Consider the following 25,159-nt stretch of genomic DNA (forward strand, 5'->3'; position numbering starts at 1 on the left):
TCAGGTTCTGGCTTGCTCGGTCGTCTCGTCGCGAGCAGCAAGACGCCACTGCGTCGCGGTCATCCCGCAATGTTTGCGGAACATCGCGCGAAAAAGCCGGCTGTCGGAATAACCAACGAGCAGCGCGATCTGGTCGATCGGTCGCGACGAGCGTTCGAGCATTCTTTTCGCCGCGCGAAGACGAAGCTGACCGACATAGTCGCGCGCCGAACAGCCGAGCGCCTTGTGAAATCGCCGATTGAGCGTGGCACTGCTTGTGGAAAGTTCTGCGGCAAGCGCGGCGAGATCGACCGTGCGCGAGAAATTCTGCTCGAGCCAGAAGCGCGCCCGCGCGACGAGGGCATCGGTCACATGATGGGCGGCGCCGGTTTCAAGCCCCATGACCGAGGAGAGCCAGCGCGAAATTTCAGGCGACATCGCGCGCTCGAAGGCATGTGTGACCAGCCCGAGATCGCTCCCGATGCCGCGCGACAGAAGCAGGCGTCCATGATCAGCGACAGCGCCGTCTTCATCGATCGCCTGACGCGGGAAGAGCGTCCGCACCACGGGTGCGAGCGCCGGGCTCGCCGGGACGGCGAGATCGGTTCCAATACCGGCCGCCAGCAGAAGCATAACGCTGCCGCCGCTCGCGCCAATGATCGCGCCGCCCTCTTCCTGGATGCGCAGCCAGTCGATCAGCGGCCGCCAGCTGGTCAGGCGTTCGCGCATGCCCGGTTCGCCGCCTGTTCGGAACGCGGGCAGCCAGATAAAGGGGTGGACGATCGTTCGATCGATCTTGCCGTCGACCACGAGCGGTGTCCCGTCGAAGCAGGTCGATACCGCACCGTCGATCGAAAGATACTGAAGCGATGTGTCCAGATTGAGCGGCTCGACCCCGTCGAACAGATGTTCGCTCCGATCGCGCACGAGGGCAAAGCTATCGGCCAGCGCTCCGATGCTGCTGCGGTAGGCGCCGGGGAGCGCGACAAGAGCGAAATCGGGCATCAGTGTGAGACTGAAACTAGCCGCTTATTGATATGTTTCAACCTGTCGCGCAGGATCTCCACCGATAAGGGTGACGATCGTCACAAGGAGAGTATCGATGCCTGAACCCCGGAATTCCAACAATCGGCTAGCGGGCAAGGTGGCGATCGTCACCGGTGCCGGTGCCGATCGCGACGAAATCGGTATCGGGCGGGCGATCGCGTTGCTGCTGGCGCGCGAGGGCGCGCAAGTCGCCTGCGCCGATCTCGACGCCGGCCGCGCCGCGGCTACGGCGAAACGCATTCAGGTGGAAGGGGGACGCGCGTTCGGGGTCGCCGCCGACGTAACCCAGCCGCGCGACTGCGAAGCGCTGGTAGGCGAGGCGGTTTCGCGATTTGGCAAGGTCGACATACTGGTCAATAATGTCGGGATATCGACACCTGCGAGCCTCGAGACCATCTCGCTGGAGCTCTGGAACAATATCCTGTCGACCAACCTGACGAGCGTTATGCTAATGAGCAAATTTGCCGTTCGCGAAATGGCGCGCGGGGGCGGGGGATCGATCATCAATATCTCCTCGCTTGCCGGGATGCGGGCGATGGGCGCGTTGGCCTATGGCCCTTCCAAGGCAGCAATGGCGCAGCTTTCGCGCGAAATCGGCGTGCTGCACGGCCGCGATGGGATCCGGGTCAACACCGTGGCGCCCGGCCATGTGATGACGCCCCACGCCATGGCGAAAATTCCGGCGGCAATGCGCGAGGCGCGCCGCAAGGTTGGTCCACTCGGTATTGAGGGCGACGCCTGGGACGTGGCGCAGGCCGTGCTCTTCCTTGCCAGCGACGAGGCGCGCTTCGTGAACGGCGTCCAGCTCGCGGTCGACGGCGGCGTCGAGGGCATCGGTCCGATGACAGGTCATGCCTTGATCACCGACGCCACCTGATCGGGGTTCCGGCTCTGTCCGCCCGTCCCCGTTGGCGCACGGCGCATTATCGATCGCCTATGTGATGTTAGTCTGAGGCGCGCAACGTCGGGGCGTTCACGCTTGCGAGCGGGACGAGGGGCCATCATGCTGGTTTCGGCGGTTTACCCAAAGAGGTAAATAAAGCCGGGACAGGATGAGAAAAGGAGAAGCTGATGACGGCACATGCTCGGGGTGATGCCGCGGCGCGCGAGCGTCACCACACCCTCGATTTGGTCGGTCTTCGAGCGCATGCGACCGCAGTGGGATTGATACAGCTTTGCGAAGAGCTCTTGAACGCCGGCATCTTGAGCGCCGATGGGCTGGACCGGATCAAGGACGCGATTTGCTCCGAACTTGCCGTTGGAAAGCGCGCTCGTGTTTCCGAACAACGCGAGTGCGACAATTTGTTGCGGCGTCGCATCGACGCGGTCTTCCCTGTGGCGCCCGGCGGACCTGCTCGCGACAATGTGGGATCGGTCGAAAATTTCGAGGCTGCGCTGACTGGCGGCGCGCGCGCATGATCCTGAACAGACAACGCGCGCCGCCGGTTCGGTCAGTGATGCTCCATTACTCGACCTGAGACGCACCGCAGGTGCTGATCCCGACCTCGTCAGGGTGGGCTCGTCAGCCAGCGCCAGTCTTGCCGCCGAGGAAGCGCTGCATCGTGATCACTGGACTGTCGTGTCACCGGCTGTCACGAGACTTCAGATTTGCAGTTGTTTGCTTTAGGTAGTTTGCTTCCAGAAGCATCAGTCCGCAAATCGCCCAAAGCAGGCAGTGCAACGCTGTTCCGTACTCGCTCCTAGCTGCTTTACGTCTTCCAAGCGAGCTCGGTGTGTCTGCTATCTGGGAATGACGGGTGGAAGCTGCCGTTCTGCAATCGGCCAATTGCGCTGAGAGTTGATCCGCTGCCTCGGGCGCCGATTTGAAAGGCCAGGACGTGGTGAGAGGCAGCGATTCCATTTTCCGTACTGGCGTCGAAATAGCCGCATGGGTATTAGAATGTGCATGACGTCCCTCAGCAACTTGATCATCCTAGCGCTAGCATTCCAAGCCGCAGATCCAGCGAGCGAGCCGAAGAAACCGGGGCTTGCTCAAGTGCGATGGGAAATTGACTACGGCACCACCAAATGCCGGCTTATCCGTCATTTTGTTGAGGCAGGTCAGCCCTACCGCTTGGCGATTGATAGAGATTGGACTTTCGGCGGATACCAATGGGCCCTTTACGGCTCAGCGCTTCCACTTCATTCGTCGATGAAGTCTGTCGAAATAGCGCTTGGCCGGAACGATGTTCGTCGATTCAAGCTCAAATCTTATGTCGTGATGGAAGGCGAAGCGAGGCTGGCATGGAGTGACCCCGACGGGCTTCTGTTCAATAACATTCGCGAAACTGATCGCTTCCAGCTGGCGACAGCGAAACGGCTCGACCTTTCGCTGGATTTGACGAACCTTAATGCGGCGATGGAAGCCCTCGAAAAATGCGAGGATGACCTGTGGCGGAATTGGGGTTTCGACCCGCGACAAATCCGTTTGCTGTCAAAGCGCGCCGAACCGTCGGGCAATGCCGGCAGATGGGCCACCAACGACGACTATCCGCGCGTCGACTTCGTCAACCGGAACGAAGGAATGAGCACCTTTCTGTTGAATGTCGATGCAAAGGGTGCGGTCACTCGCTGTCGAATAGTTGACAGTTCGGGATTCCCCAGCCTCGACAAGCAAACATGCGCGCTCATGCTAGTCCGCGGCGCGTTCGATCCAGCTCGTGATGCGGACGGTAATCCGGTGGCAAGTTTTTACATCAACCGCGTTCGTTGGCAGGTGCCGCGCTGAGGTAGCACGTGCCTGTGGCATTAAAGGCCGTCGGCCCAAAGTTTGCCATATCTACTTCCGTCGTTTCCGGTCAGCCCAACCCGGGGGCCGCGATCGTCCGCTTCTTTCAGTCCTTCACCAAAAGCGGCCTGGCCGCAAACGGCCACAAGCGACTGCGCCACTACGCTTCGCTCGGTGGCGCGTTGGGTTGTCCTTCCAATGCGGCATCGATCATGGCTCGATAAATCCCGCCCATGTCTTCGCTTAGGCCCCCGGCCGCTTTATGGGCACCTGCGTCGATCATGGCGGGGTCTGGTTCGCGCAGCGCCATGATTGCGGCCCAAGCCTCGGGCAGATAATCCTGCCAAAGCGGCTTGCCGTCCATCGTCGCGTTGGGTGGATTGGCATCCAGCTCGCAAAGCGCACGGGCGACTCGTTCCAAGCCAGTCTTCATTCCGGGAGAATATCATAAAAGCTCACCAACGTGCGGTGCGGTTGCCGGGTTAGCTGTTCATGCCCAAATAGTCTCGGGCAGACATGAAAGAGACAGAGTTTTGAAGATCGTGAATGGAGCAAGTTTGCAGCCCCGGTCCGGGGCTGCTCCGAAGAGCCTCGTCCTGCTGCTGCATGGCTTCGGGTCGAGCGGGTCGGACATGATCTCGCTCGCGCCGCAGTGGCAAGACGCTCTGCCCGACACCTTGTTTCTCGCACCGCACGCGCCGCAGCGCTGCGGCATGATGGGGGCGGGCTATCAATGGTGGGGACTTTCCGGCTTTGCGCCGTCCGCGCTCGCTGCCGGCGCGGCCTCGGCTGCGCCGGCGATCGACGCCTTCATTGACCGCAAGCTCGCGCAATATGGTTTGAGCGAGGCTGACCTGGCCATTGTCGGCTTCAGCCAGGGGACGATGATGGCACTGCATGTCGCGCTGCGGCGACCGCGCGCGGTGGCTGCCGTTGTTGGCTATTCTGGCATGTTGGCAGGGACGCTTGGCCTAAGTCACGGAGAACTTCCAAAGCCGCCCGTGCTATTGGTGCACGGCACGGCCGATCCGGTCGTCCCGATCGCCGCGCTGCATATGTCGGAGAGCGAGCTCAAGCGTCTCGGCGTCGACGTCACGACGCACGTCTCCTACGGGGTGGCGCACACCGTGGATCCCGTCGGACTTCGTCTCGGCCGCGATTTCCTGGCGGAGGCCTTCGCTCGCTAGTCCGCGTTTCGCGGACCGAGCCCGAAACCGGACTGCCTCAGTTCGGCCAAAAGACGCGGACCATCGCCGTTTTGATCAATTCGGCGGTCTCCTCGGGCGTCCGGCGCGGCGAGAAAAACGTCAGCGAATCGACCGTCACGACCGTATAGCCGGCTGCGTTGAGCCGTGCCGCAATCCTGGGCGTCTCGCCGACCCGGTTGCCCATGTCGCCCGACAACATGGCGATCGCGGGTTTTGCGGGGCCGGCACCTGGGGCCGGCATGTCCCGGAACAGCGGGCCGTTATAATAGCCAGCATGAATATAGGTCGCCGCAGCGATGCCGAGCGCAATGAGCGGGGCCAAGAGCCATTTTTCACGGGACTTACGTCGCAATCGAAATGGCCATTGCATACGGCCTTCGTTCCTGAAGCGGCGAAGATAAGCCGGCTCGCCTGCCGGGAAGCTGGCGCGAAGATTACGATATTGTCACGTCGCGGCCATGCCCCGGTCGGATCGCCGGGCTTAGAAGGAGGGTGTCCAAGGCGGAGCCATCCCCTCGGCTCCCTCTCGCCCCAGACACCGCCTGGACATTCTGAAGCGTTCGTCCGCGCTCGCCGCGGATCCATGGAGTGAAGAATATGGCAAATTTCCGTACCCTTGTCGGGCTTGGTCTCACATCCACGATGATGATCACCGCTCCGGTCTTTGCATCGACCTCGACGGCTGCCAAACCGGCAACGCATCAGGCCGCGCCTTCGAAGCACGCCGCCTCGGCATGGCAGGCGCGTCCCGCCAAGGCGGCGATGAGCAACGGCAAGAAGACCGCCTACTAAACGCTGCCTCGCGGACAATCGACCCAGCAGGTCTGCAAGGGCCCGGCCCCCGCATCCGCCGGCCCGAAGCAGCCGTCTATCCGGCCAGTTCCCGATTATGTGAGAGCTGGCCGGTTTGGCATGTCCGGTTTCATCTTGCGCCAGCCGGAAGTGGACCGACCGTAACCGGCTACGTCCAGCAGTTTCGTTTCGGTGGGCGGGCGGGCAGGGTGGATGGTCCCCTGTGGCGTGGGAGGCGAATAGTCAGTTTTCAGGACCCGTACTGCGACCGGGTAAGGCCTTCACTTTGGATGCCCGGATGAGAAGGACAATAAGAAATGATAGTCGCCCTGGCCGCCATGGTCGCCACTGCCGCGGTGGCACCGACGGGAAACTGGATCACGCAAGACGGGTCGGCGATGGTTGCCATCGCTCCTTGCGGACCGTCCCTGTGCGGCAATATCGTCAAGGTGCTGAAGGTGGAGGCGGGTGCTCTCAGTACTGATGCTCACAATCCCGACCCGGCCCTTCGCAGCAAGCCCATAGTTGGTCTCAAAATCCTGGGCGGCTTCAGGCCTTCCGGAGGCGAATGGAGCCATGGCAACATCTATGACCCGAGAACGGGAAGGACATACAGTTCGAAGCTGAACCTGAACGACGACGGGTCATTGAAAGTGTCGGGTTGCATCGCATTCTTTTGCCAAACGCAGCGGTGGCGTCGATCTCGCTGAGAAACCGGGATCTGTAATTTTTAGACCGGCCCTTTGCGGGAGAGAAGGTGACCTTTTTTTCGGTCGGGCACGGTCAGGAACGGCGCGCGATACGCGTCTGCTCCGCGGCGCCGATCCGTCCGACACCGGCGGGTTAAAACCTAGGTATAAAAGCGCGATACCCTGCGTTGCGCCTATTCCCACCATCATTGCTGACGGAGTCATGACCATGTTCAAAGCACGCATCCCGATTCTTGCTCTCGCGCTAGGCTTCGCGCCGGTCGCGTCGGGACATTCGCAGCCTGCAGCGCCGAGCGAGTTGCCCGTCGTAAGCGTGGCGCTTTCGAGTTTCGACTTCGATCCGAAAACCATTCATCTGAAGGCGGGAGAGCGCGTGCTCCTGCGGCTGGCCAACACGTCGTCGGGAGGGCATGACTTCGGCGCGCCCTCCTTTTTTGCTGCCGCGACGATCGATCCGGGTGATGCCGCCCTGATCCATAATGGAAAAGTCGAGCTCGGCGCGCATCAGACCGTCGATATCGCGCTCGTCCCTCGCGCCGGGACATATAGCCTCAAGTGCGATCATCCCTTTCATGCCACCTTGGGGATGAAGGGCGAGATCGTCGTGGATTCTGATTAGAACCCTTCTTCCCGGTGGAATCGAATGCTCGCCAGTGGCGACGCGCGTGGGCGACCCCACGAGCAGCCCGGCGCAACGAAAGCTTCTGCATCCTCCGCCATTTTGTCGGCGCTGCAGGAATCGAGCCTTGCCGACGGAGCCGATCATTGTATCGCCAACAATCTGCCGCTGCGGAAGCGGCAAGAGAGCGTTTAATGCGTGTTCAATCGTGTCCGTCCCACGATCCATCCCGTCTTTTTTGTGTAATTTTATAGACTTGGAATGGTCGTGTTATCGACCTGAAACCGTAAGTTCCGTCCCCTAGGCGTCCCGTTGCAAAAACAAACCTACTTGCTCCACCTAGGGGGAAATCCTTGAACAACCGACTTTTGGCCGTCGCGAAGCTCGCGGCCGGCTCCACCTGTTTCGTCCTTCCCATGTCCGCATTCGCAGCCGAGGTTGCCGATAATGCGCCGGCCGACCCTGATGGCCAGACCATCGTTGTGACGGCGCAGAAAATCGAGCAGCGCGCCATCGACGTTCCCATCACCATCAGCGCCATAACAAACGAACGGATGCGGGAAATCGGGGTGTCGGATCTGGACGAACTGTCCAACTATATCCCCGGCCTCAATATCCAGGAGCAGAGCGCCAACAATCCCGGTATCGTCATTCGCGGGATCACGTCGGACAGTGGCTCGTCGCAGCAGGCGGCGCGTGTGACGCTCTATTATAACGGCGTCGATATTTCCCGTTCGCGCGGAGCCTATCAGGGCATCTACGATCTGGAGCGCGTCGAGGTCGTCAAGGGACCCCAGGCCACCCTGTTCGGCACCGCTTCCACCATCGGCGCGATCAGCATCATCTCGGCCAAGCCGAAGCCCGGCTTTTCCGGCGAACTCAGCGGCGGTTACGGCAATTTCGACCAGATCCAGTTCGGCGGCTTCGTCAATGCCGGCTCGGACGTGCTGGCGGGCCGCGTCGCCTTTTCGTGGAAGAAGCGCGACGGCTATGTCCATAATCTCGATCCCGTGCAGGGCGACCTCTATGCGCAGGACCAGCTCGGCATTCGCGGTTCGCTGCGTTTTACGCCCAGTCAGGATTTCACGGCCGACCTGATCGGCACTTATGACCGCCAGCGCAATTCAGGCACGCCCTTCATCAACAAGCGCCTTGCCCCCGTCGGAGTGACGGGCAATGTCTTCGGCGATGTCTGGCTGGGCGGCTCCCCCGTCTCCGAGCAGGTGCTGGGCGCGCCCAAGCTGGGGCTCACGCGCGATGTCTATGATGTCAATCTGACGACCAACTGGAAGTTCGCCGACGATTGGAGCTTCACCACCGTCAACGGCTATCGAAACTTCGACTCGCTCGAGATATTCGACGCCGATGGTTCGCGCGCCTGGTATCTGGAATTTGCCGAGGAAGCGAAGGGGCGGCAGTTCAGCCATGAGGGCCGTTTCGCTTATACCACGGACGCGGTGCGCGCCTCGTTCGGCTGGAACTATTTCTACGAGAAGAACAACCAGTTCGTGCCTTTCTCGTCCGAGGAAGGGACCTTCATCCAATGTTCGGCCGGCACGGTGCCGGGCCTGCCTTGCATCGATGCGAACAATGTGGTGACGGCCGCGCAGGCGACCGCGATCCTGAGCGGCGGCCGGGCGACGGTGCTGCCCTATTCGAGCTGGTTCAACAATCGCGGCAAGAACCAGAGCTGGTCGGTTTTTGGCGAGACGACCTGGGTACCCAACTCTGCATTGGAACTGACCGCGGGGGTCCGCTTTCTGATCGAGAAAAGGCAGTCGGGCTTCGCCGCCTTTGCGCCCAATGCGGTGCTGACCGGCAGGCCCCTGATCCCAACGCAGGTCAATACCAATGGCGCCTATTTCACGTCCGAAGACAGCTTCCAGGCGGTGTTGCCGCGTTTCAACATTCTCTATCGTCTGAACAACAGGCTGAACCTCTATGCGACCGTTTCCAAAGGGCGGCGCTCGCCGACCGTGCAGGTCTCGGCGGCCAGCCTGACGGTTCCGAACATTCAGGTTATCGCGGCGGAAAATGTCTGGAACTATGAGGGCGGCATCAAGGGCCGGGTCGGCGTCCTCTCCGGCTCGCTGGGCGTCTATTACCAGACATATGATAATTTCCAGGTCAGCGTGATCCGGGATGGCCGGGCCGTCACCGAAAGTGCAGGCACGGCCAGCAACCTGGGCGTCGAGGCCGAACTGCAGGCCGACGTAACAAGTTGGTTCCGCCTGTTCGGCAATGTCGGCTTCATCGATGGCGGCATCGACGACAAGCCTGCCAACGGCCGGTTTGCGGGAGACCAGTTCCGACTCCAGCCCAAATGGCAATGGGCGGCGGGCTTCACCCTCGACGCGCCGATTGCCGGCGGCACGCGCCTATTCCTGACGCCCAGCGTGACCCATCGCAGCAAGATCTACTTCGAGATCCCCAACACCGAGGCGATCAGCCAGGATGCCGTCACGCTGGTCAATGTCCGCGGCGGCATGTCGTTCGGCGATGGCCGTTACGAAGTCGCCGCCTTTGCCCGCAACCTGTTCAACAAGGACTATCTGCTCGATGCCGGCAATACAGGTGGCGGCTTCGGATATCCCACTTTCATTCCGGCCGAGCCGCGCCTTTTTGGCGTCCAGCTCACCGGCCGGTTCTGATCTCGCGGGGAGGCGATCATGACGTTTGAAATAGACCGGCGCCTGCTGATGACAGCAGGCGCCTTCGGGCTCGCTGCGCTCGCGACACCGGGCGTGGCACAACTGCTCACCGCCCGCGGCTTCACCCACGGCATAGCCAGCGGCGAACCTTCCGCGAAATCGGTGCTGCTATGGACGCGGTACGTCGGCAACGGCGACAGTCGGCTGCGCTGCGAAGTGGCGACCGATGCGGCCTTCACCCAGGTCGTGGCGGGCGGAGATGTTTCCGCCAGCGCGCAGCATGACCATTGCGCCAAGCTGGTGGTCGATGGCTTGACGCCCGATCGCTGGTATCATTATCGTTTCATCGCGCCCGACGGTACGAAAAGCGACGTCGGCCGCACCCGCACGCTTCCCGATGGCGACACCGCACGCTTCGGCATCGGCCTCTTCTCCTGCTCGAACATGCCCTTTGGCTGGTTCAACGCCTACGGCCACGCGGCGGCGCGCGACGACCTCGACCTGATGGTGCATGTCGGGGACTATCTTTACGAATATGGGCCGGGCAAATATCCGAAGACGGATATGCCCGGGCGGACGGTCCTGCCCGCCAATGAGATGGTGACGCTGGCCGACTATCGCCTGCGCCATGCATCCTATCGCGCCGATCCCGACCTGCGCCGCCTCCATCAGCGTTATCCGATGGTGGCGCAATGGGATGACCATGAGCTCACCAACGATGCCTGGGTCGATGGCGCGCAAAATCATCAGCCGGAAACCGAGGGCGACTGGGCGGTACGCAAGGCCGTAGCGGAGCGCGTCTATCGCGAGTGGATGCCGGTGTCGGAACGACGTTACGACAGCTATCAGATCGGATCCTTGGCGACGTTGTTCCGTCCCGAGACGCGTATCACCGCGCGCTCCAAGCAGCTGGAATTCAGCGATGTGCTCGCAAGTCATGGCGACTTGGACAAGGCGTTCGCCGAATTTCGCGACGGCCTGTGGAGCGCGTCCGATCGTACCTTGATGGGCGCGGATCAGGAAGCCTGGCTCCACGCCGGGTTGGTACAGTCGGTCAAGGCTGGAACCCGCTGGCAGGTTTTGGCGCAGCAGGTCGCCATGGGGAGTATCCGGGCGCCCGAGGCGATTGCGGACTGGGCGCCGGTCGGCGTTCCGCCAGAGGCGCGCAAGACGCTGATGGGAATCGCCGCGGCGTCGAAGGCGGGGCTGCCCTTCAACCTCGATGCATGGGATGGCTATCCGGCGGCGCGGGATCGGTTGTTCGATGCCGCGCTTGAAAGCGAAAGCAATCTCGTCGTCCTGTCAGGCGACAGCCACAATGCGTGGGGCAATAATCTGACCACCCATGGCCGCGCGGTCGGAGTCGAATATGCGGGCCACGCCGTCACCTCGCCCGGCTTCGAGACCTATTTCCCAAGCGTGGCACCCACTGATGTCGCCAAGGGCTTGCGTGAAACCAATCCCGGCCTCGTTTATTCGGATACCAGCCGCAGGGGCTATGTCTCGCTGCAGCTCACGCCCGATCGGGTGCGCGGCGATTGGCATTATGTCCCAACTATCACCGAGCGTTCGATCTCCGGGGTAACGAGCGAAGGACTCAGTGTCCGCTGGGGTGAAAGGCGCTTCTCAGCAGCTTGAAGTGTGAATCGCCGTCAAAGGCGGAGCCTCTGTGCGGCATGGAATCAAAACATTGCACATGGAGGCTGGAGCCAGGTCGCGCGAAGGCAGGCGTTGCTGGTAGATCTTCGAGGTTTGTCGAATCTTTCCGGGGTTCTGTATCAACGCCGATGGCGAAGGATGACCGCTATACGAAGCAGGCTCTTCGGTTGAGGAACATAGTCGAGCGCGCCATAGACAATATTCTCATAGCGACCGGTCAAGGCATCGATCCGTGGCACGACGTCGACATCGTAGCGGCGCAAACGCGATTGGCGGCTTCGCCACAGGTCCAGTTCGTCGGCGCCCCACGGCACGTCGGCGGTGCCAACCGGATAGAAGTTTGAATTGGTCATCGCATTGTCGCCTCACCGAAGAGGCTTCCCGTAAAAAGGGAATGATCGCAGGTTCAACCGTCAAGAAGCAAGGCGGTGGAAAACCGCCCGTTCTTCGTCATATACGTTCCTACCGGAAGTCGCGCGGCTTAATCTTGATGCCCTCAGTCGGCTGGCCGGGGATAATGCCCGAGCCAAGCCGGAGGTCGGGAATGAAGATGTTGCGCGGATTGCGCCCGAGGGGTTGTGTCGTGGGATCGCGCGGGTCGCGGCCGACCGGGCTCTTCACGACATCGGCGCGGCTGACGCGATAGACGTCGGCAACATCGGCGCGGTTGCCGACGCTCGCGAGCAGCGGTGAAAGATCGTCGAGACGCTGCGCGATGACATGGATGACCTCGCCCTCGCGCTGGACCTGGCCGCGCACCCCTATCATCGACGCGCCGAGCACCGTGCGGCGATTGGCCTCGAAGACCTTGGTCCAGACCACGAGATTGGCGACATTGGTTTCGTCCTCGAGCGTGATGAACATGACGCCCTTCGCCGAGCCCGGCTTCTGGCGGACGAGCACGACACCGGCGAGTTCGATCCAGCGTCCGTCCTTGACGCTCTGCAGCTCCTGGCAGCTGATCATCTTGCGCGCGCGCAGTTCGTCGCGAAGAAAAGCGAGCGGATGCGCGCGCAGCGACAGCCCCGCGGCGCGGTAGTCCTCGACCACTTCGGCGCCTTCGCCCATTGGCGCGAGCGGCACCGCTGGCTCGACCGCTTCGCGTTGCAGCCGCCCGTTGCGCTCGTCGGCGGCCGCAAAGAGCGGAAGCGCCGCCGCCCCAAGACCTTTCACCTCCCAGAGGCCTTCGCGGCGCGAAGAGCCGAGCGAGGCGAAGCCGTCGGCATCGCCGATCCGGTCGAGCGCACCGCGACCGACGCCAGCGCGACGCTGGATTTCTTCGGCGCTGGTGAAGACCATGTCGCCGCGCGCCGTGACGATTGCCGCGCCATCCTCGTTGGCGAGCTCGCGCACCATGCGCAGGCCGAGGCGGACGGCGAAATATGGGCCACCGGTTTCCTCGAGCGTGCAATCCCAACGGCTGTGATTGACGTCGATCGGACGCACCTCGACGCCATGCTGACGCGCGTCGCGGACAATCTGCGCCGGCGCATAAAAGCCCATCGGCTGTGCGTTGAGCAATGCGGCGCAGAAGACATCGGGATGATGGCACTTCATCCACGACGAGGCATAGGCGATCAGCGCGAAGCTCGCGGCGTGGCTTTCGGGAAAGCCGTAGGAGCCGAAGCCCTCGATCTGCTTGAAGGTCTTCTCGGCGAACGCCTGTTCGTAACCGCGGGAGACCATGCCGTTGATGAGCTTGTCGCGGAAATGCGAGACGCCGCCGGTGAGTTTGAACGTCGCCATCGCGCGGCGGAGGAGATCGGCCTCGCTCGGCGTGAACCCCGCGCATTCGATCGCGACGCGCATCGCCTGTTCCTGGAAGAGCGGGACGCCCAATGTCTTTTCGAGCACGCGGCGCAGCTCGGGGGTCGGGTAGGTGACCTCCTCCTGCCCGTTGCGGCGGCGGCGATAGGGATGGACCATGTCGCCCTGGATCGGCCCGGGACGGACGATCGCGACCTGAATCACCAGATCGTAGAAGGTGCGCGGCGCCATCAGCGGGATCGACGCCATCTGCGCGCGGCTTTCGATCTGGAAAACGCCGAGCGTGTCGGCCTTGCGGATCATCGCATAGGTCGCGGGGTCTTCCGCAGGGATCGTCGAAAGATCGTGGTCGATACCCTTGGCTTCGCGCAGGAATTCGAACGCACGGCGCATGCAGCTGAGCATGCCGAGCGCGAGGATATCGACCTTCATGAAGCCCAGCGCGTCGATATCGTCCTTGTCCCATTCGATGACCTGGCGGTCGTCCATCGCGGCGGGCTCGATCGGCACGAGTTCGTCGAGCCGGTCGCGCGTCAGCACGAACCCGCCGGGATGCTGCGAGAGGTGGCGCGGGGTGTTGATCAGCGTGCGCGCGAGCTCGAGCGTGAGCATCAGCCGCTTGTCGCCCATGTCGAGGTTCAGAGCCGCGGCATGGCTTTCATCGACGCCTTCGCGGCTATAGCCCCAGACCGCACCCGCGAGCCCCGCGGTCATGTCTTCGCTGAGGCCAAGCGCCTTGCCGACCTCGCGCACCGCCCCGCGCGAACGATAGCGGGTGACCACGGCGGTGAGCGCGCTGCGCGTGCGGCCATAGGTTTCGTAGATCCACTGGATGATTTCCTCGCGCCGCTCATGCTCGAAATCGACGTCGATATCGGGCGGCTCGCGCCGCTCGGCCGAGACGAAGCGCTCGAACAGGAGCTCGGACCGCACCGGGTCGATCGAGGTGATACCGAGCACGTAGCAGACCGCGCTGTTCGCCGCCGAACCGCGCCCCTGGCAGAGGATCTCGCGGCGGCGCGCCTCGGCAACGATCGAGTGGACCGTCAGAAAGTAGGGTGCGTAATCGAGTTCTCCGATCAATCGCAACTCATGCTCGAGCTGCGTGCGCACCTTGCCGTCGATGCCTTCGGGATAGCGCACGGGGGCTTTCTCCCACGTCAGACGCTCGAGTTCCTGCTGCGGGGTGCGTCCGGGGACGCGGATTTCGTCGGGATATTGGTAGCGCAGCTCCTCGAGGCTGAAGGTGCAGCGATCCGCGAATTCGACCGTGCGCGCGACGGGCGAGGAATCCTTGAGGTAGCGGCGAAAGAGCCGCTCCATCTCGGCGGCCGATTTCAGATGCCGGTCGGCGAAGCGCTCGCGGCGATCGCCGAGGTCGTCGATCGTGCATTTCTCGCGGATGCAGGTGACGACGTCCTGCAGCAGGCGGCGCTCGGGCGCATGATAAAGGACATCGCCCATTGCCACGGTCGACACGCGCGCGGCCGCCGCCTGCGCCGCGAGGTCGCGCAGCCGGATCGCATCGCGCGGGCGGCGGCGGATCGTCAGCGCCATATAGGCGCGGTCGCCGAAGATGCGTTTTGTCCGGTCGAGCGCGACCTCGGTCGCCGCGTCGGCGCGGTCGGGAACGAGGCAGGCGATCAGCCCTTCGTTCCATTCTTCCACGTCTGGCCAGTCGAGATGGCACGCGCCCTTGCCGGCGCGGCCCTTGCCGACACTGAGCAGCCGGCACATGCGGCCATACGCTGCCTTGTCGGTCGGATAGACGAGGAGCGCGGTGCCGTCGGTGAGATCGAGACGCGAACCGACGATCGCGCGCACGCCGGTCGCTTTCTCGGCATCCCATGCGCGGACGATCCCCGCGACCGAATGGCGGTCGACGATCCCGAGCGCGGGCAGGCCGAGCAGCGCGGCGGCGGTGAACAGCTCGTCGGGCGAGGAGGCGCCGCGCAGGAAGCTGAAATGCGTGGTGACCTGCAGTTCGACATACGCGGGCTCGGCCCCGCTCAAGCGAAGGCACTCGGGTTCGGTCGCCTTCTCAAGCGAAGGCAGGATCTTGTGGGCCGCATTCTCAAGCGAATGCAGGGTTTTGTTGGTCGCATTCTCAAGCGAATGCTCCGTGAATAAACCAGCGCATCGAGCCGGTCGCGGCATGGATGCCGTCGCCGAGGCGGAACAGCCAGTAGCGGCCGCCCGCTTCGGTCTCGACCTGGTAATAGTCGCGCACGCTGAGCGGGGTCTCGCCCTCGATCCCGCCGTCGCGCCACCATTCGCCCTGCAGGCGTTCGGGGCCGTCGCCCTGCGTCACGCGGTAGCGCTTGCCGCGCCAGACGAAGAGGCGCGGTGCGTCGTCGGGGAGCAGGGCAATCACGTCGACCGGCTCGGGCCGCGCGAGCATCCGCGACGGGCGCGGGAGCTGGTCGGACCATGCCGCGCCATCGGCTTGGCGCAGCGCCGGCGTGATTGTGACCGATCGCTCGGGCATCGCGCCGGGACGCGGCACCGTGCGGTGCAGGCTGCGCTGCCCGAAACGGTTGGCGAGGGTGTCGACGAGCGCGGGCAGGTCGGGCCCGCGCCGCGCCAGGCTTTCGAGGCTCTCGCCCTGCCGCAGCGCCTGCACTTCGATAAGCGGCGCGACGAGCGTCATCGCCTCGATGCCAAGCCCGGGCTCGATGGTCTCGATCTTCGCCGCGAGGAGTTTCGCGAGATGCTTGGGATCGCGCGACGGCGCCGCGGTGCCGACGCGGATCGCCTGCACCTCGCCGTCGACGCGGTGGAAATAGCAGTCGAGCCGGCGCGCACCCTTGCCGAGGCGGCCGAGCTGGTCCGCGATGTCGCGCGCGAGGTCGCCGACGACCTGTGCAAAGGCTTCGGCGGTCGCGATCGGCTCCATGAAACCGCGCCGCGCGCGCGGGAGCTGCTCGGGGAAGATCGGCTCGATCGGCTCGGGTAGCGTACCGAGCGCCTGGTCGAGGCGGCGGTGCAGCTCGCGCCCGAACCTTTTGGCGAGCGGGCCGCGCGGCGCGCCGATCAACTGTTCGACCCGCTCGAAGCCGAGCTTGCGCAAACCCTCGACGTCGGCCGGCGGCAGGCGGAGTGCCCGGATCGGCAGCAGCGCCATCGCCTTGCGGTGCGCGCCGGGCTCGATCGTCACCGGACGTCCGGCGGGGACATAACGGGCGACCGCATGCGCGCAGCCCGCGGTATCGGCGACCGCGATCTGGAGCGCGAGGCCGAAAGTGGCGGTGCGGCGGTGCAGATCCTTGAGCAGCGCGGCCTCGGTCGAGAAGCGCGCGGCGCAGCCGGTGATGTCGAGCCAGAGGCCGTCGGGCGGATCGGGCGCGACGACGGGCGAATAACGCGCACCCGCCCACAGCGCGAGGCGGCGCAGTCCTTCGAAATCGGCGTCGGGCTCGGCGTCGACGACATCGAGCTCGGGCGCGAAGGCGCGCGCCTTGGTGATCGTCATGCCGGGGCGGATGCCGAGCGCGCGGGCCTCCGCGTCGACCGCGGCGACGATCCGCCGGCCATGGTCGGGGATCGCGGTAACGAGCGGCCGGGCAGGGGCGGCGCCGTCAGGCCGCGGCTTGCCGGTCTTCCTGCGCAGCCGGTCGGTCGACCAGTGCGGCAGGAAGAGCGATACGACCCGTCGCATCGCAGCCCTCCAGTATCCAGAAATGCGGATTGCCGCCGCGCACCCGCTCGAGCGCGACGCGCCAGCGCGGGCGGCCGAGGCTCGGAATGCCGAGGTCCTCGCTCGGGCTCGCGGTGATCCGCCAGCGCGTCACCGCGGCGGTGCCTTCGGCGGCCTGTTCGGCCTTGCAGGAGCGGCGAAAGACGAAGGCCGGCACGCCCGAGGTCTCGGCGGCGAGCTGGAGGCGCTTCGATGCAACGCAAGAATATTTGCTCACCTCGCCGACGACGCCGGCGAGGCCGGGGTGCCGCAGGCATTCTTCCATCGCGAGCAGGACATTGGTGTTGCTGCCCGCCTCGACATGGATCACGCGGTCGGGGTGCAATCCCGCGAGATGCAGGGCAGGGGCGAACAGGTCGTGCCAGCGCAGGCACCAGAAAACGGGCCCTTCGGTTCGCGCGAGGATGCCGGCGAGGAAGATCGTCGCGCTCGCATCGTCGGCGAGGTCGGGGCTTCCGGCTATCTCGTGGAGCGCGCCCGTCGCGATTCCACCGCCCGGGAGCCGCGAATCGACCGACTCGACTCCGAACGGGAGGACGTCATGCCGCGCGCACACGCCTTCGATCCGCGCAATTTTGGCGCGAAGATCGGCGAGGACGGCAGGGTGACGCATGATGTCATAGGACTCGGCAAATAGTGGATTCGTTCCCTCTTTGTTCCTTCTCGGCTTGCCGAGTCAAGCGCGACGCCGCAAAGGGGTGGCCGATCATGGTGCGATCCGATCCGGAATGAATCGAGTTTGGCTTGCCAGAGTCTTGATTGTCGGCCAGATTCAGGGGCTGAAATGAAAATGGACATCGATCATCTTCCCGTGCGGCAGCAGGGCGAACTCCAGCGCATCAAGGATGTGCTGATGGAGGAGTTCGCGCGTTCGATCGAACGCGCGACCAAGGCTGAAAAGCGCAACGGCAAGATTCTCAAGATCATCCTGTTTGGCAGTTACGCGCGCAGCGACTGGGTCGACGAGCCCGAGAATGGCTATCAGTCGGATTTCGACCTGCTCGTCATCGTCAGCCACGAGGACCTGACCGATATCTCGGATCACTGGTACATCGCCGAGGACAAGATTCTTCGCGATCCCGAGGTCGGCCGGACGCTCAACATCATCGTCCACACGCTGGCCGACGTGAACAAGGCGCTGACCCGCGGCGAATATTTCTGGGTCGATATCCTACGCGACGGCATCTTGCTGTACGATTTGCCCAATCATCCGCTGGCGGTGCCGAAGCCGCTGACGCCCGCTGATGCCTACGAGATGGCGGCAGGCTACTTCGAGAAACAAAGCGCATCGGCCGCTAATTGGCTCAAACTCGCGCGCCTTGCGAGCGAAGAAGATGCCGATCAAGATTGGCGCAACAAGATCGCGTTCAATCTGCACCAAGCGGTTGAAACGATTTACGCGTGCTTCCTACTGACGACCACGTTCTATTTCCCGCGATCGCACAACATCAAATTCCTCCGCTCGCTGGCGGAAGACCGCGAGCCACAGCTGATCGAAGCTTGGCCCCGCGATAGCAAACTGGATCGGCGCCGTTTCGAGCTGCTGAAACGGGCGTATGTCGAGGCGCGATATTCCCCGAACTACGAGGTCACCGTGGAGGACCTCGAAGCGCTTGCGGCTGCGGCCCGTAATCTGCGCGAGATCGTCGAGCGCCTTTGCCGGGAACAACTGGACCGGCTGCGTTCGGCTGCCGGACTGTAGCGCCCGGCCCTGTGGTCAACGGGGCTTATAGGCTTTCCCGTCACCGATAAATCGCTTGCTCCGCGCCTTCGCGTCGGCGCGGATAACGGCCATCTCGGCATTGTCGCATTCGTCGCCGCGAACCGAGCCATCCTGGCACCCAGCGAAAACTTCGCGCGCCTCGTCGACATGCGCGTCGAAATACTGCTTGCTGCGTGGCTCGTCCTTTCCAATAACTTGCGTCTTCATCAGGCTCTCCTTTGCGAGCCGACAAATTATCGTGGGCCACCACGACCGAGCAACAAAAGACCGCAGAAACTCTCAAATCGAGAGCGATTGTTTTCGCGCGCTGTCGCCAGACCGCCGGGCATTTGATAAAGGCATCACCGCCGGGCGGCCGCCGCATATGTGCAAGCCTCGGCTAAAAGCGGCGGCGCAAGTTCTCGAACTTGTTCTCAACGCCCGGCCCCATGCAGTATGGCAGCTTTGCTTAGCCAAGGGGACTTTCGTGTCTCCGGCCAACGCCGACATTTGTGCATAAATCTACGACTACCTAACTCCCAGACGGCGGGATTGGAACGGCAACTCGGCCGGTCAGTTTCTTCCACTGCTGATTGTCTATTAGAGTTGAACGATAAATACGCAATTTGGAGCACCCCGGCAGAGACTTTAGCGTTTTCTTCACAACCGGAACCAAGGCGGGCGAAAGCCAAGGACTAAGGGTAATTCGGGTTATCGCAGTCAAATCTATCGGCACAGAAAATGCCGGCAATTCTTCGTCGTTGTTGACGTAAACCGCACGATACTCTCTCTCATCGCCATACGGCCAGCGCTTCAGGAAAGGCAGACACTCTAGGTCCACGTCCGCCATCTTGCTGACTTCGGTGATTAGTTGGTAATCTACCGTTTGATGTCGGACGCCACCGGCATCGTCGAGAGACGATCGGAGCTTTTCGCTGTCGAACTCCAGACAGATCCCGTCCGCGCCGTGTGAAAATACCTGCCAGTGATGGTACGTCTCTTCCCGGACTGCGAGACAGATCGCCAGAACGGTTTTCGCGGCTTTTAGCCGCTTATACTCTGCCATAAAGAACGCGTCGTTTCTGTCATCCCACGTTTCCGGGCTCAAAAGTGTAAGGCACTTGTTGCTGAGAATGTGCAATGCCGACGCCAAATTCGTGTAGCGCCGAAAAGTTCTCTCGGTCATTGTCCCTCGTCCTTCCCTATCATCTGGCCATTTAGTCTATATCAGTGACCGATCATCTTGACCTTCATGTTTCGCGTACAAGTGTTCCCGATGCGGGCGATCAGCACTGGGCATTCTTCTGCGACGCTGTTTTCGCGCCGGGGGATTTTCAACAGCGTCCGCGCGACAAGGTGCCGCCCATAATTCGACGGAATAGCGACCACTGGGCGACGACCGTAGAGGATATGGCGCAGCAGTTTTACTTCCTTACTGCGCCGGCCGCGGTCGTACGAAAGCGACTGCTGATTCAGGGTTATTCCTATTTATATGTACAGGATGTATGGGAACAGCTCCGCGAAGCTCACGTCGGGAGGTGGCGCAAGTTTCGGGGAAAAGGCGATAAGCAACTCGAACTCACCGCAACCCTTTCCTATCAGGATTGGCTCGCGCTGATACGCCAACACGAAAAGGATTCGCATTTCGCATCTGTAGACGGCAGTTCGCACTGGCAGAGTCCGCTGGCGTTGCTCAGTCAACCGCGGGACATCCTTGTTCGCCTAGCAATCCTTTGCGAGGCGTTGGAATCCGCCCAAGTTTGGCTGGACTGTGGTTTCCTATACAAGGACGCCCTTGAGACCCGAACGCCGCACGCGATCGCTCAGGCTGAGGCGGGCGCCCCGGACGAGGATCCGACAGGTAAAATCATTGTTCTTACTGAAGGAAAGTCCGACAGCCGGATCATCTCACGCGCGTTGCGGGCCCTCTATCCCGAATTTGCCGACGCTTATCAGTTCATTGATTTCGAAGGATTCCGGATCGAGGGCGGCGCGTCAGTGTTGGCGCGCATGGTAAAGATACTGGCAGGCGCGAGGGTTCAGAACCGTCTGCTGGCAATATTCGACAACGACGCGGCCGGAATGGAGGCGAAGGCAAGCCTGGGCGGTGTTCGGTTTGGTCCAGCGGTACGGCTTATGGCACTCCCCGATACACCCCTCGCTACCCGTTACCCCACGATCGGTCCCGACGGGCTCAAAACCATGAACATCAACGGTTCAGGGGTGGGCATCGAACTCTTCCTTGGACGTTCGTCGCTGCGCCGCGGGCGAACGCTCCAACCCGTCCGTTGGACGCAATGGAACGAAAAAGTCCAACGCTATCACGGCGCAATTGATGATAAGAGCGGTGCTGCTGAGGCGTTCTTGACTGGCATTGCCGATGGGCGACGTCCGGCGCGCCTACGGCGCGCTTACCCCGAGATGACTATGCTTCTCGAAAGTATCTTCGGAGCATTCGAGGACTATCCACCTTCGATGGCGGCCATTGACGACTGGCAAATCAGAGACAAGGGCGCCGACAGTGAAACCTTGGAAAATCTATGAAAGGATGATCGCGCAGTTGCTCGTGGATGGTCTGTCCACGAACCTCGCGGTCACCGTCAACGCCCGAATTCGGGGCGCGATAACCGGAGTTCTTCGTCAAATCGATGTACTGATCGAGCCCCGTCACGATAGTGACAACAGCCAGCGAGCGATTGTCGAAGCGAAGCGGCGGAGACGGGCAATCGACGTTAAGGACGTAGAAACGCTGCTAGGCATGATGGACGACGTCGAGGCGCGTTTCGGATATCTAGTCTGTCCGACGGGTCATTCAGAGGCAGCGCTCCGCCGCGCGCAAGACACGGTGCGTATCTGCCTGGTGCCGCTCGACCGTATTGCCGATTTCGATCCGACTGCGTGGCCTGCGTGCCGCGCGCCGCGTTGCGCAACCGGAAAGATCTTCTGGGATGGCTTTCCCCAAGTCGAGATGGCGGGCGTACCGCTCGCGCTAGTGGGCAATGCGATCGACGCAGCGGCGCACGTTGGCTTTCCCCAGATGGTCGGAAAATGCGAAACATGTGGAGCGTTTCACGCCTCATGCCTTACATGCGGCGACATCCTCCTTGTACCGCACGCAGATGACGAAGATTATGGCCACCAATGCAGCTGCCGTTCCTTCTGGTTCTGGCTAGGTTCAATAGAGCGCGACGCGCACGGACGAAGGTCCGCCGAGCTTCATCTAGTGATTCTCGCAACCGTCCATACCGTCAATCGTCGGTCGCTCTAAAGCTGTAGAGCAAGCCGCCCGCAATCGCTTGCAAGGCCTCTCCCTAGTCGGAAGGATAGAGCGTAGCCGCCCACTCACGATAGTCGGCTTCCGCGAAACGAGCAGTCGCTAGCAATCGACCCGCCTTTTCGATCATCTTCTCAAGAACATCGTCTTGCCTTACGTGCGTGTCGAGGTCGAACATCGCAATCGTTGTTTCAGCGAGCGCAAGCCCAGCCTTAACCTCGCACATCACCGGGACATTTTCCGCAGGGGGAAGTATCGCGGCCGGATCGTGCACGACCTGGGGCGCACCGTCGCATCGGAACGCTAGCGACAGCATGTCCGGGCCATCTGGCCCGGACTGGTAATAGCAACCGCTGAGAAGCGTAAGGCCGCGAGGTGGGGCGGCTTTCGCAAGGATGCCGAGCAGCCACTTGCCGAGACCCGCACTGAACAGCTTTAGAAATCGGACATCTTGAGTAAGCCAAGCGGATTGAAGATCGGCATCGAGTTCATCGACCTTGCACGCCAGCAGCTCGATCAGCTTGGCTTTGAAGGCATCGCTGGCTTGAGAATTCGCATCAAGCGCATTCATGAATCCGTCGCGCGCAAAATCGCCGACGAGGCCTGGTTGCGCCTTGGTTGTAATGAAGAAAAGCCAAGGTTCAGTCGAACGCAACTGCAGCTCAAGCAGCTTGCCTGCGGCCTCGAGCGGGCTACCCTTGCTGTGTCCTATTTCGCGAAACGCGATCGACTCGCAAAGGTCGAGATTAATCGCGTGAAAAGGCCCGGCCTTCATCGTTACATTGTGGGCGGGACTTCGCATGTTCGCGATCGCCTCGAGCCGATACTCGAGAACGTGCGAAAGGCTGTCGATCGAGGCAAGCGACCGGACCTCGCTCTGCGATAGCGCCAGCTCGGTCGCCTCCGGGGTTTGGGGCCCTACGCTATTGAAGCCGAGATATCGCAATTTCACGCCCGCTTTGTCGCAGACCCCGTGCAGCGCTCGCACATCGAGTAGCTCGTTCCCGGGCAGGGTCAAATATTTGAATGGATCGCCATTCGCGAGCCCGAGCGATGGAATTAATTTGCGAACTTCCGCGCACCATTGCTCGATCCGGACAAATTGCTTGCGTGGATGATGCCAAGGCTGGAAGTCAGTTTTCAGCTTTCCGCGCGTCAGCGAATGCGCGGGCTCTGGCTGATAAATGTCCAGTTCGTCCTCCCGGGACAGCTCATCGTTCGTCATGTCTGCCCATCGTCGAAGAAGACCGCCAAGATTGCATTCATCAATCGGTGCTGGTCGTCATATTCCATAGTGTCGAAGACCCCGAACCCATCAAGGATCGTAGCAATCGCTTTCAGCTTTTGCTCGCGTTCGGTAGCTTCGCGCGCCTTACCGGTTCCGGGCCTAACGGCTGCGACCTTGCTCCGGTCGAAGGCGATTACGCCCTGCTGGCGACGTTCTGCGGCAGCTGAGGCGTCACGGACCATTTCAACCGGGGGTGGGCGCTCATTCTGCTCGCGCTTGGCCTCGCGCCAAGCCGCCGATGCAAACTTATCGAGCTGCGCACCTTTCTCTTCCTGCCGAACTTCAGCCTCGACTTCCCGAATTGCGCCGCTCATCGCTTTTTGGGTATTGGCGAGCTGGCGCAGGGCTTTGTGCAGCCAGTTACTCACCAGCGCGTAGTGGGGATGGGCGAAGTTGAAGGACTCGCGGTCGATGTTGAGCGCCGCGTCTAGCCCCTTCGATACGAAAATCTCAGCAGTGACCTGTCGCAGGCGTGTTTGCTCCGACACCTGATACTTCATGAATGTGTCGTCGAACAGCGCCCCGCTGGCGCCGTGGATTCGAACCAGCACGCCGTTATTCTCTTTCGGGACGATCTTCGAATTCCAGAAGAGATAGGCTTCGAACGCGAGTTCCCCGCCCCGGATTGAAGCCGGCACCCTAGAAAGGTCAGGGGCGTATTTTCCGACGAACATCATCGGGTGTTGGAGCGCCTGACGTTCGGAAGGCCACCATTCGAATGTGATCGGGCGCCTGAGCTCGATCCCATCTACGAAAACGCTAAACCCGCCGGCGGCCGAGCTATCGCTGGCCTCAAGGCCAACCGCTTCGCGGACGGTTTGGCCATCTTTCAATGTGAGGGATTTCGCTTGGCCTCGTGCGTTAGTTAGCGCGAAGGCGGCGGGATCGTCCTCGTTTGTCAGATCAAATGGATGCTTCTCAAGATAACGAACAGGGGCCGACAGACTGAGAGTCCAAAGCAATGCAAGGTAGTTGTCGAACGTCCGCGCGACTTCCGGACGGTCGGAAACACTCCCAACTTGGTCCGCGAGAGCAGCACGCAGCAGTTCAAATTTCTGGAGCGGCGTCGGTTTGAGTGGCTGCTCAAGGATGAGTCCCGGCTGGTCGACCATGTTCCACGGAAGATTCGGAGCCTCGCGGAAAACCAACTGTTTGTCGTCCGGATCGGGTTCCTGTTGAAGATTGCCGGAATGGAATACAGGAGCCGTAATCGCTGGATCGCGCTCCTTCTCTGGAAGCGCCATCTGCTCGTAGTAATTTTCCCACCGCTCGCGGCTCCGTAGAATATTCTTCGCGCGCGGGTGGATTTGTCTGAGGATAATCTGGGTGCCTTGGGCATCGATATCCTCAGCTGGCACGCTGATCACCTTAACCGTGCCCGTCTCGAAAGCGCCGTCAGCGGCCGCCTCATCCTCATCCTCGAGATAGGTACGAAGCACCACGTCGGCAAAAAGGCGGTGGTCCGAGCCTTTTCGTTTCGTGATAATCTGAAAATGCGACGTAAGCTGGCTGACCGAAAAAAGGCCGATGCCAATCTTACCGATCAGTCTACGCCCCGCTGGCGACAAACCGGCATTCGCAGCCGAGGTCGTGCCCATTTCCTTGCCGAGGCTCGTCCGCTTCGTACTGCCGCCGATATGGTGGATGAGACGCGAGAGAGCCTCCTCGTCCATCCCAACACCGTTATCGCGCACTTCGATCTGTGAGTAGCGTGGAGAGTCGGTCTCGATATAGACCTCTGTTGCATCAGCATCATAGGCGTTCGAAATCAGCTCGCGCAGGGCCGACGAGGGCTGGCGATAGATGCCGTCGGTGATCCGAGCGAGAACTCGGTCGTCGGTCATTAGGACTGTCTCGGCAGGTTCGCCGGTAGTCCGCGATTTGATCATATCTTCCGTGAAGCGTTTCTCTGCTTCGAACACGTTCTTCCTAGCTGATGCCCCGGCGCTCGGGGCCTTCGCTTCCGACTGTGCCTTGTCATCGCTGCCCGATGTCATGCGGCGAGAACCGAATGGCTAGCAATAGAGGCAGTGTAATG

At 61.9% G+C, this 25,159-nt stretch carries 23 protein-coding genes; 12 read left to right on the plus strand and 11 right to left on the minus strand.

The features are described 5' to 3' along the window. Nucleotides 1–984, minus strand: coding sequence for a helix-turn-helix domain-containing protein (locus V8J55_RS11235; RefSeq protein WP_336445751.1), 984 nt, complete (start codon nucleotides 982–984; stop codon nucleotides 1–3). 97 nt (nucleotides 985–1,081) lie between these two features. Here V8J55_RS11235 and V8J55_RS11240 point away from each other — a divergent pair, with 97 nt between their 5' ends. The 3 genes from V8J55_RS11240 to V8J55_RS11250 all read left to right on the plus strand — a co-directional run bounded on the left by V8J55_RS11240 (nucleotide 1,082) and on the right by V8J55_RS11250 (nucleotide 3,754). After that, nucleotides 1,082–1,903: an SDR family NAD(P)-dependent oxidoreductase gene (locus V8J55_RS11240; RefSeq protein WP_336445752.1), complete on the plus strand. Its 822-nt coding sequence runs from the start codon at nucleotides 1,082–1,084 to the stop codon at nucleotides 1,901–1,903. A 194-nt stretch (nucleotides 1,904–2,097) separates the two neighbouring features. After that, the gene (locus V8J55_RS11245; RefSeq protein WP_336445753.1) at nucleotides 2,098–2,445 is read left to right on the plus strand and encodes a hypothetical protein; all 348 of its coding nucleotides are present in this window, start codon (nucleotides 2,098–2,100) and stop codon (nucleotides 2,443–2,445) included. 487 nt (nucleotides 2,446–2,932) lie between these two features. Next, nucleotides 2,933–3,754 carry a TonB family protein gene (locus tag V8J55_RS11250; RefSeq protein WP_336445754.1) on the plus strand — a complete coding sequence of 274 codons (822 nt, stop codon included), beginning with the start codon at nucleotides 2,933–2,935 and terminating at the stop codon, nucleotides 3,752–3,754. 160 nt (nucleotides 3,755–3,914) lie between these two features. On the opposite strand, the gene V8J55_RS11255 is transcribed toward V8J55_RS11250, so the two are convergent. Continuing rightward, nucleotides 3,915–4,175 carry a hypothetical protein gene (locus V8J55_RS11255; protein ID WP_336445755.1) on the minus strand — a complete coding sequence of 87 codons (261 nt, stop codon included), beginning with the start codon at nucleotides 4,173–4,175 and terminating at the stop codon, nucleotides 3,915–3,917. Nucleotides 4,176–4,296: 121 nt separating this feature from the next. On the opposite strand from V8J55_RS11255, the gene V8J55_RS11260 reads away from it, so the two are divergent. Further along, a complete protein-coding gene (locus tag V8J55_RS11260) occupies nucleotides 4,297–4,941 on the plus strand; it encodes an alpha/beta hydrolase (RefSeq protein ID WP_336446867.1) in 645 nt (214 codons plus the stop codon). Between the two features lie 37 nt (nucleotides 4,942–4,978). Here V8J55_RS11260 and V8J55_RS11265 read toward each other — a convergent pair whose 3' ends face one another. Further along, nucleotides 4,979–5,284 carry an AcvB/VirJ family lysyl-phosphatidylglycerol hydrolase gene (locus tag V8J55_RS11265; protein ID WP_336445756.1) on the minus strand — a complete coding sequence of 102 codons (306 nt, stop codon included), beginning with the start codon at nucleotides 5,282–5,284 and terminating at the stop codon, nucleotides 4,979–4,981. 275 nt (nucleotides 5,285–5,559) lie between these two features. On the opposite strand from V8J55_RS11265, the gene V8J55_RS11270 reads away from it, so the two are divergent. The 5 genes from V8J55_RS11270 to V8J55_RS11290 all read left to right on the plus strand — a co-directional run bounded on the left by V8J55_RS11270 (nucleotide 5,560) and on the right by V8J55_RS11290 (nucleotide 11,372). After that, complete coding sequence (locus tag V8J55_RS11270; protein ID WP_336445757.1) at nucleotides 5,560–5,754, plus strand: hypothetical protein; 195 nt, start codon at nucleotides 5,560–5,562, stop codon at nucleotides 5,752–5,754. Between the two features lie 317 nt (nucleotides 5,755–6,071). Continuing rightward, the gene (locus tag V8J55_RS11275) at nucleotides 6,072–6,464 is read left to right on the plus strand and encodes a DUF2147 domain-containing protein (RefSeq protein ID WP_336445758.1); all 393 of its coding nucleotides are present in this window, start codon (nucleotides 6,072–6,074) and stop codon (nucleotides 6,462–6,464) included. A 208-nt stretch (nucleotides 6,465–6,672) separates the two neighbouring features. Further along, nucleotides 6,673–7,083 (plus strand): cupredoxin domain-containing protein, encoded by a 411-nt coding sequence (locus tag V8J55_RS11280; protein ID WP_336445759.1) that lies wholly within the window; start codon nucleotides 6,673–6,675, stop codon nucleotides 7,081–7,083. A gap of 416 nt (nucleotides 7,084–7,499) precedes the next feature. After that, a complete protein-coding gene (locus tag V8J55_RS11285; RefSeq protein ID WP_336445760.1) occupies nucleotides 7,500–9,734 on the plus strand; it encodes a TonB-dependent receptor in 2,235 nt (744 codons plus the stop codon). Between the two features lie 18 nt (nucleotides 9,735–9,752). Then, the gene (locus V8J55_RS11290) at nucleotides 9,753–11,372 is read left to right on the plus strand and encodes an alkaline phosphatase D family protein (RefSeq protein WP_336445761.1); all 1,620 of its coding nucleotides are present in this window, start codon (nucleotides 9,753–9,755) and stop codon (nucleotides 11,370–11,372) included. A gap of 140 nt (nucleotides 11,373–11,512) precedes the next feature. Here the strand turns inward: V8J55_RS11290 and V8J55_RS11295 are convergent, their stop codons facing one another. From V8J55_RS11295 to V8J55_RS11310, 4 genes are all read right to left on the minus strand, one after another. Beyond that, a complete protein-coding gene (locus tag V8J55_RS11295; RefSeq protein ID WP_336445762.1) occupies nucleotides 11,513–11,746 on the minus strand; it encodes a hypothetical protein in 234 nt (77 codons plus the stop codon). Nucleotides 11,747–11,855: 109 nt separating this feature from the next. After that, nucleotides 11,856–15,173 (minus strand): error-prone DNA polymerase, encoded by a 3,318-nt coding sequence (locus V8J55_RS11300; protein ID WP_336445763.1) that lies wholly within the window; start codon nucleotides 15,171–15,173, stop codon nucleotides 11,856–11,858. Nucleotides 15,174–15,267: 94 nt separating this feature from the next. After that, nucleotides 15,268–16,818, minus strand: a complete 1,551-nt coding sequence (locus V8J55_RS11305) for a DUF6504 family protein (protein WP_336445764.1) — start codon at nucleotides 16,816–16,818, stop codon at nucleotides 15,268–15,270. Then, nucleotides 16,739–17,470, minus strand: a complete 732-nt coding sequence (locus tag V8J55_RS11310; RefSeq protein ID WP_336445765.1) for an ImuA family protein — start codon at nucleotides 17,468–17,470, stop codon at nucleotides 16,739–16,741. Before V8J55_RS11310 ends, V8J55_RS11305 begins: the two co-directional genes overlap by 80 nt. Before the next feature lie 171 nt (nucleotides 17,471–17,641). On the opposite strand from V8J55_RS11310, the gene V8J55_RS11315 reads away from it, so the two are divergent. Beyond that, complete coding sequence (locus V8J55_RS11315; protein WP_336445766.1) at nucleotides 17,642–18,559, plus strand: HEPN domain-containing protein; 918 nt, start codon at nucleotides 17,642–17,644, stop codon at nucleotides 18,557–18,559. A 15-nt stretch (nucleotides 18,560–18,574) separates the two neighbouring features. Here the strand turns inward: V8J55_RS11315 and V8J55_RS11320 are convergent, their stop codons facing one another. Together V8J55_RS11320 and V8J55_RS11325 are read right to left on the minus strand one after the other, a co-directional pair. Next, a complete protein-coding gene (locus V8J55_RS11320) occupies nucleotides 18,575–18,787 on the minus strand; it encodes a hypothetical protein (protein ID WP_336445767.1) in 213 nt (70 codons plus the stop codon). Nucleotides 18,788–19,091: 304 nt separating this feature from the next. Then, a complete protein-coding gene (locus tag V8J55_RS11325; protein WP_336445768.1) occupies nucleotides 19,092–19,745 on the minus strand; it encodes a hypothetical protein in 654 nt (217 codons plus the stop codon). Between the two features lie 44 nt (nucleotides 19,746–19,789). Here V8J55_RS11325 and V8J55_RS11330 point away from each other — a divergent pair, with 44 nt between their 5' ends. After that, nucleotides 19,790–21,103 (plus strand): hypothetical protein, encoded by a 1,314-nt coding sequence (locus V8J55_RS11330; RefSeq protein ID WP_336445769.1) that lies wholly within the window; start codon nucleotides 19,790–19,792, stop codon nucleotides 21,101–21,103. Beyond that, nucleotides 21,081–21,827 (plus strand): restriction endonuclease, encoded by a 747-nt coding sequence (locus tag V8J55_RS11335; protein WP_336445770.1) that lies wholly within the window; start codon nucleotides 21,081–21,083, stop codon nucleotides 21,825–21,827. Before V8J55_RS11330 ends, V8J55_RS11335 begins: the two co-directional genes overlap by 23 nt. 43 nt (nucleotides 21,828–21,870) lie before the next feature. Here V8J55_RS11335 and V8J55_RS11340 read toward each other — a convergent pair whose 3' ends face one another. Together V8J55_RS11340 and V8J55_RS11345 are read right to left on the minus strand one after the other, a co-directional pair. After that, nucleotides 21,871–23,058, minus strand: coding sequence for a PP_RS20740 family protein (locus V8J55_RS11340; protein WP_336445771.1), 1,188 nt, complete (start codon nucleotides 23,056–23,058; stop codon nucleotides 21,871–21,873). Further along, on the minus strand, nucleotides 23,055–25,118 hold the full coding sequence (locus V8J55_RS11345) for an ATP-binding protein (RefSeq protein WP_336445772.1): 2,064 nt from the start codon (nucleotides 25,116–25,118) through the stop codon (nucleotides 23,055–23,057). Before V8J55_RS11345 ends, V8J55_RS11340 begins: the two co-directional genes overlap by 4 nt. Nucleotides 25,119–25,159 lie beyond the last annotated feature (41 nt).

The organism is Sphingopyxis sp. CCNWLW2 (assembly GCF_037095755.1).
Lineage (GTDB): Bacteria > Pseudomonadota > Alphaproteobacteria > Sphingomonadales > Sphingomonadaceae > Sphingopyxis.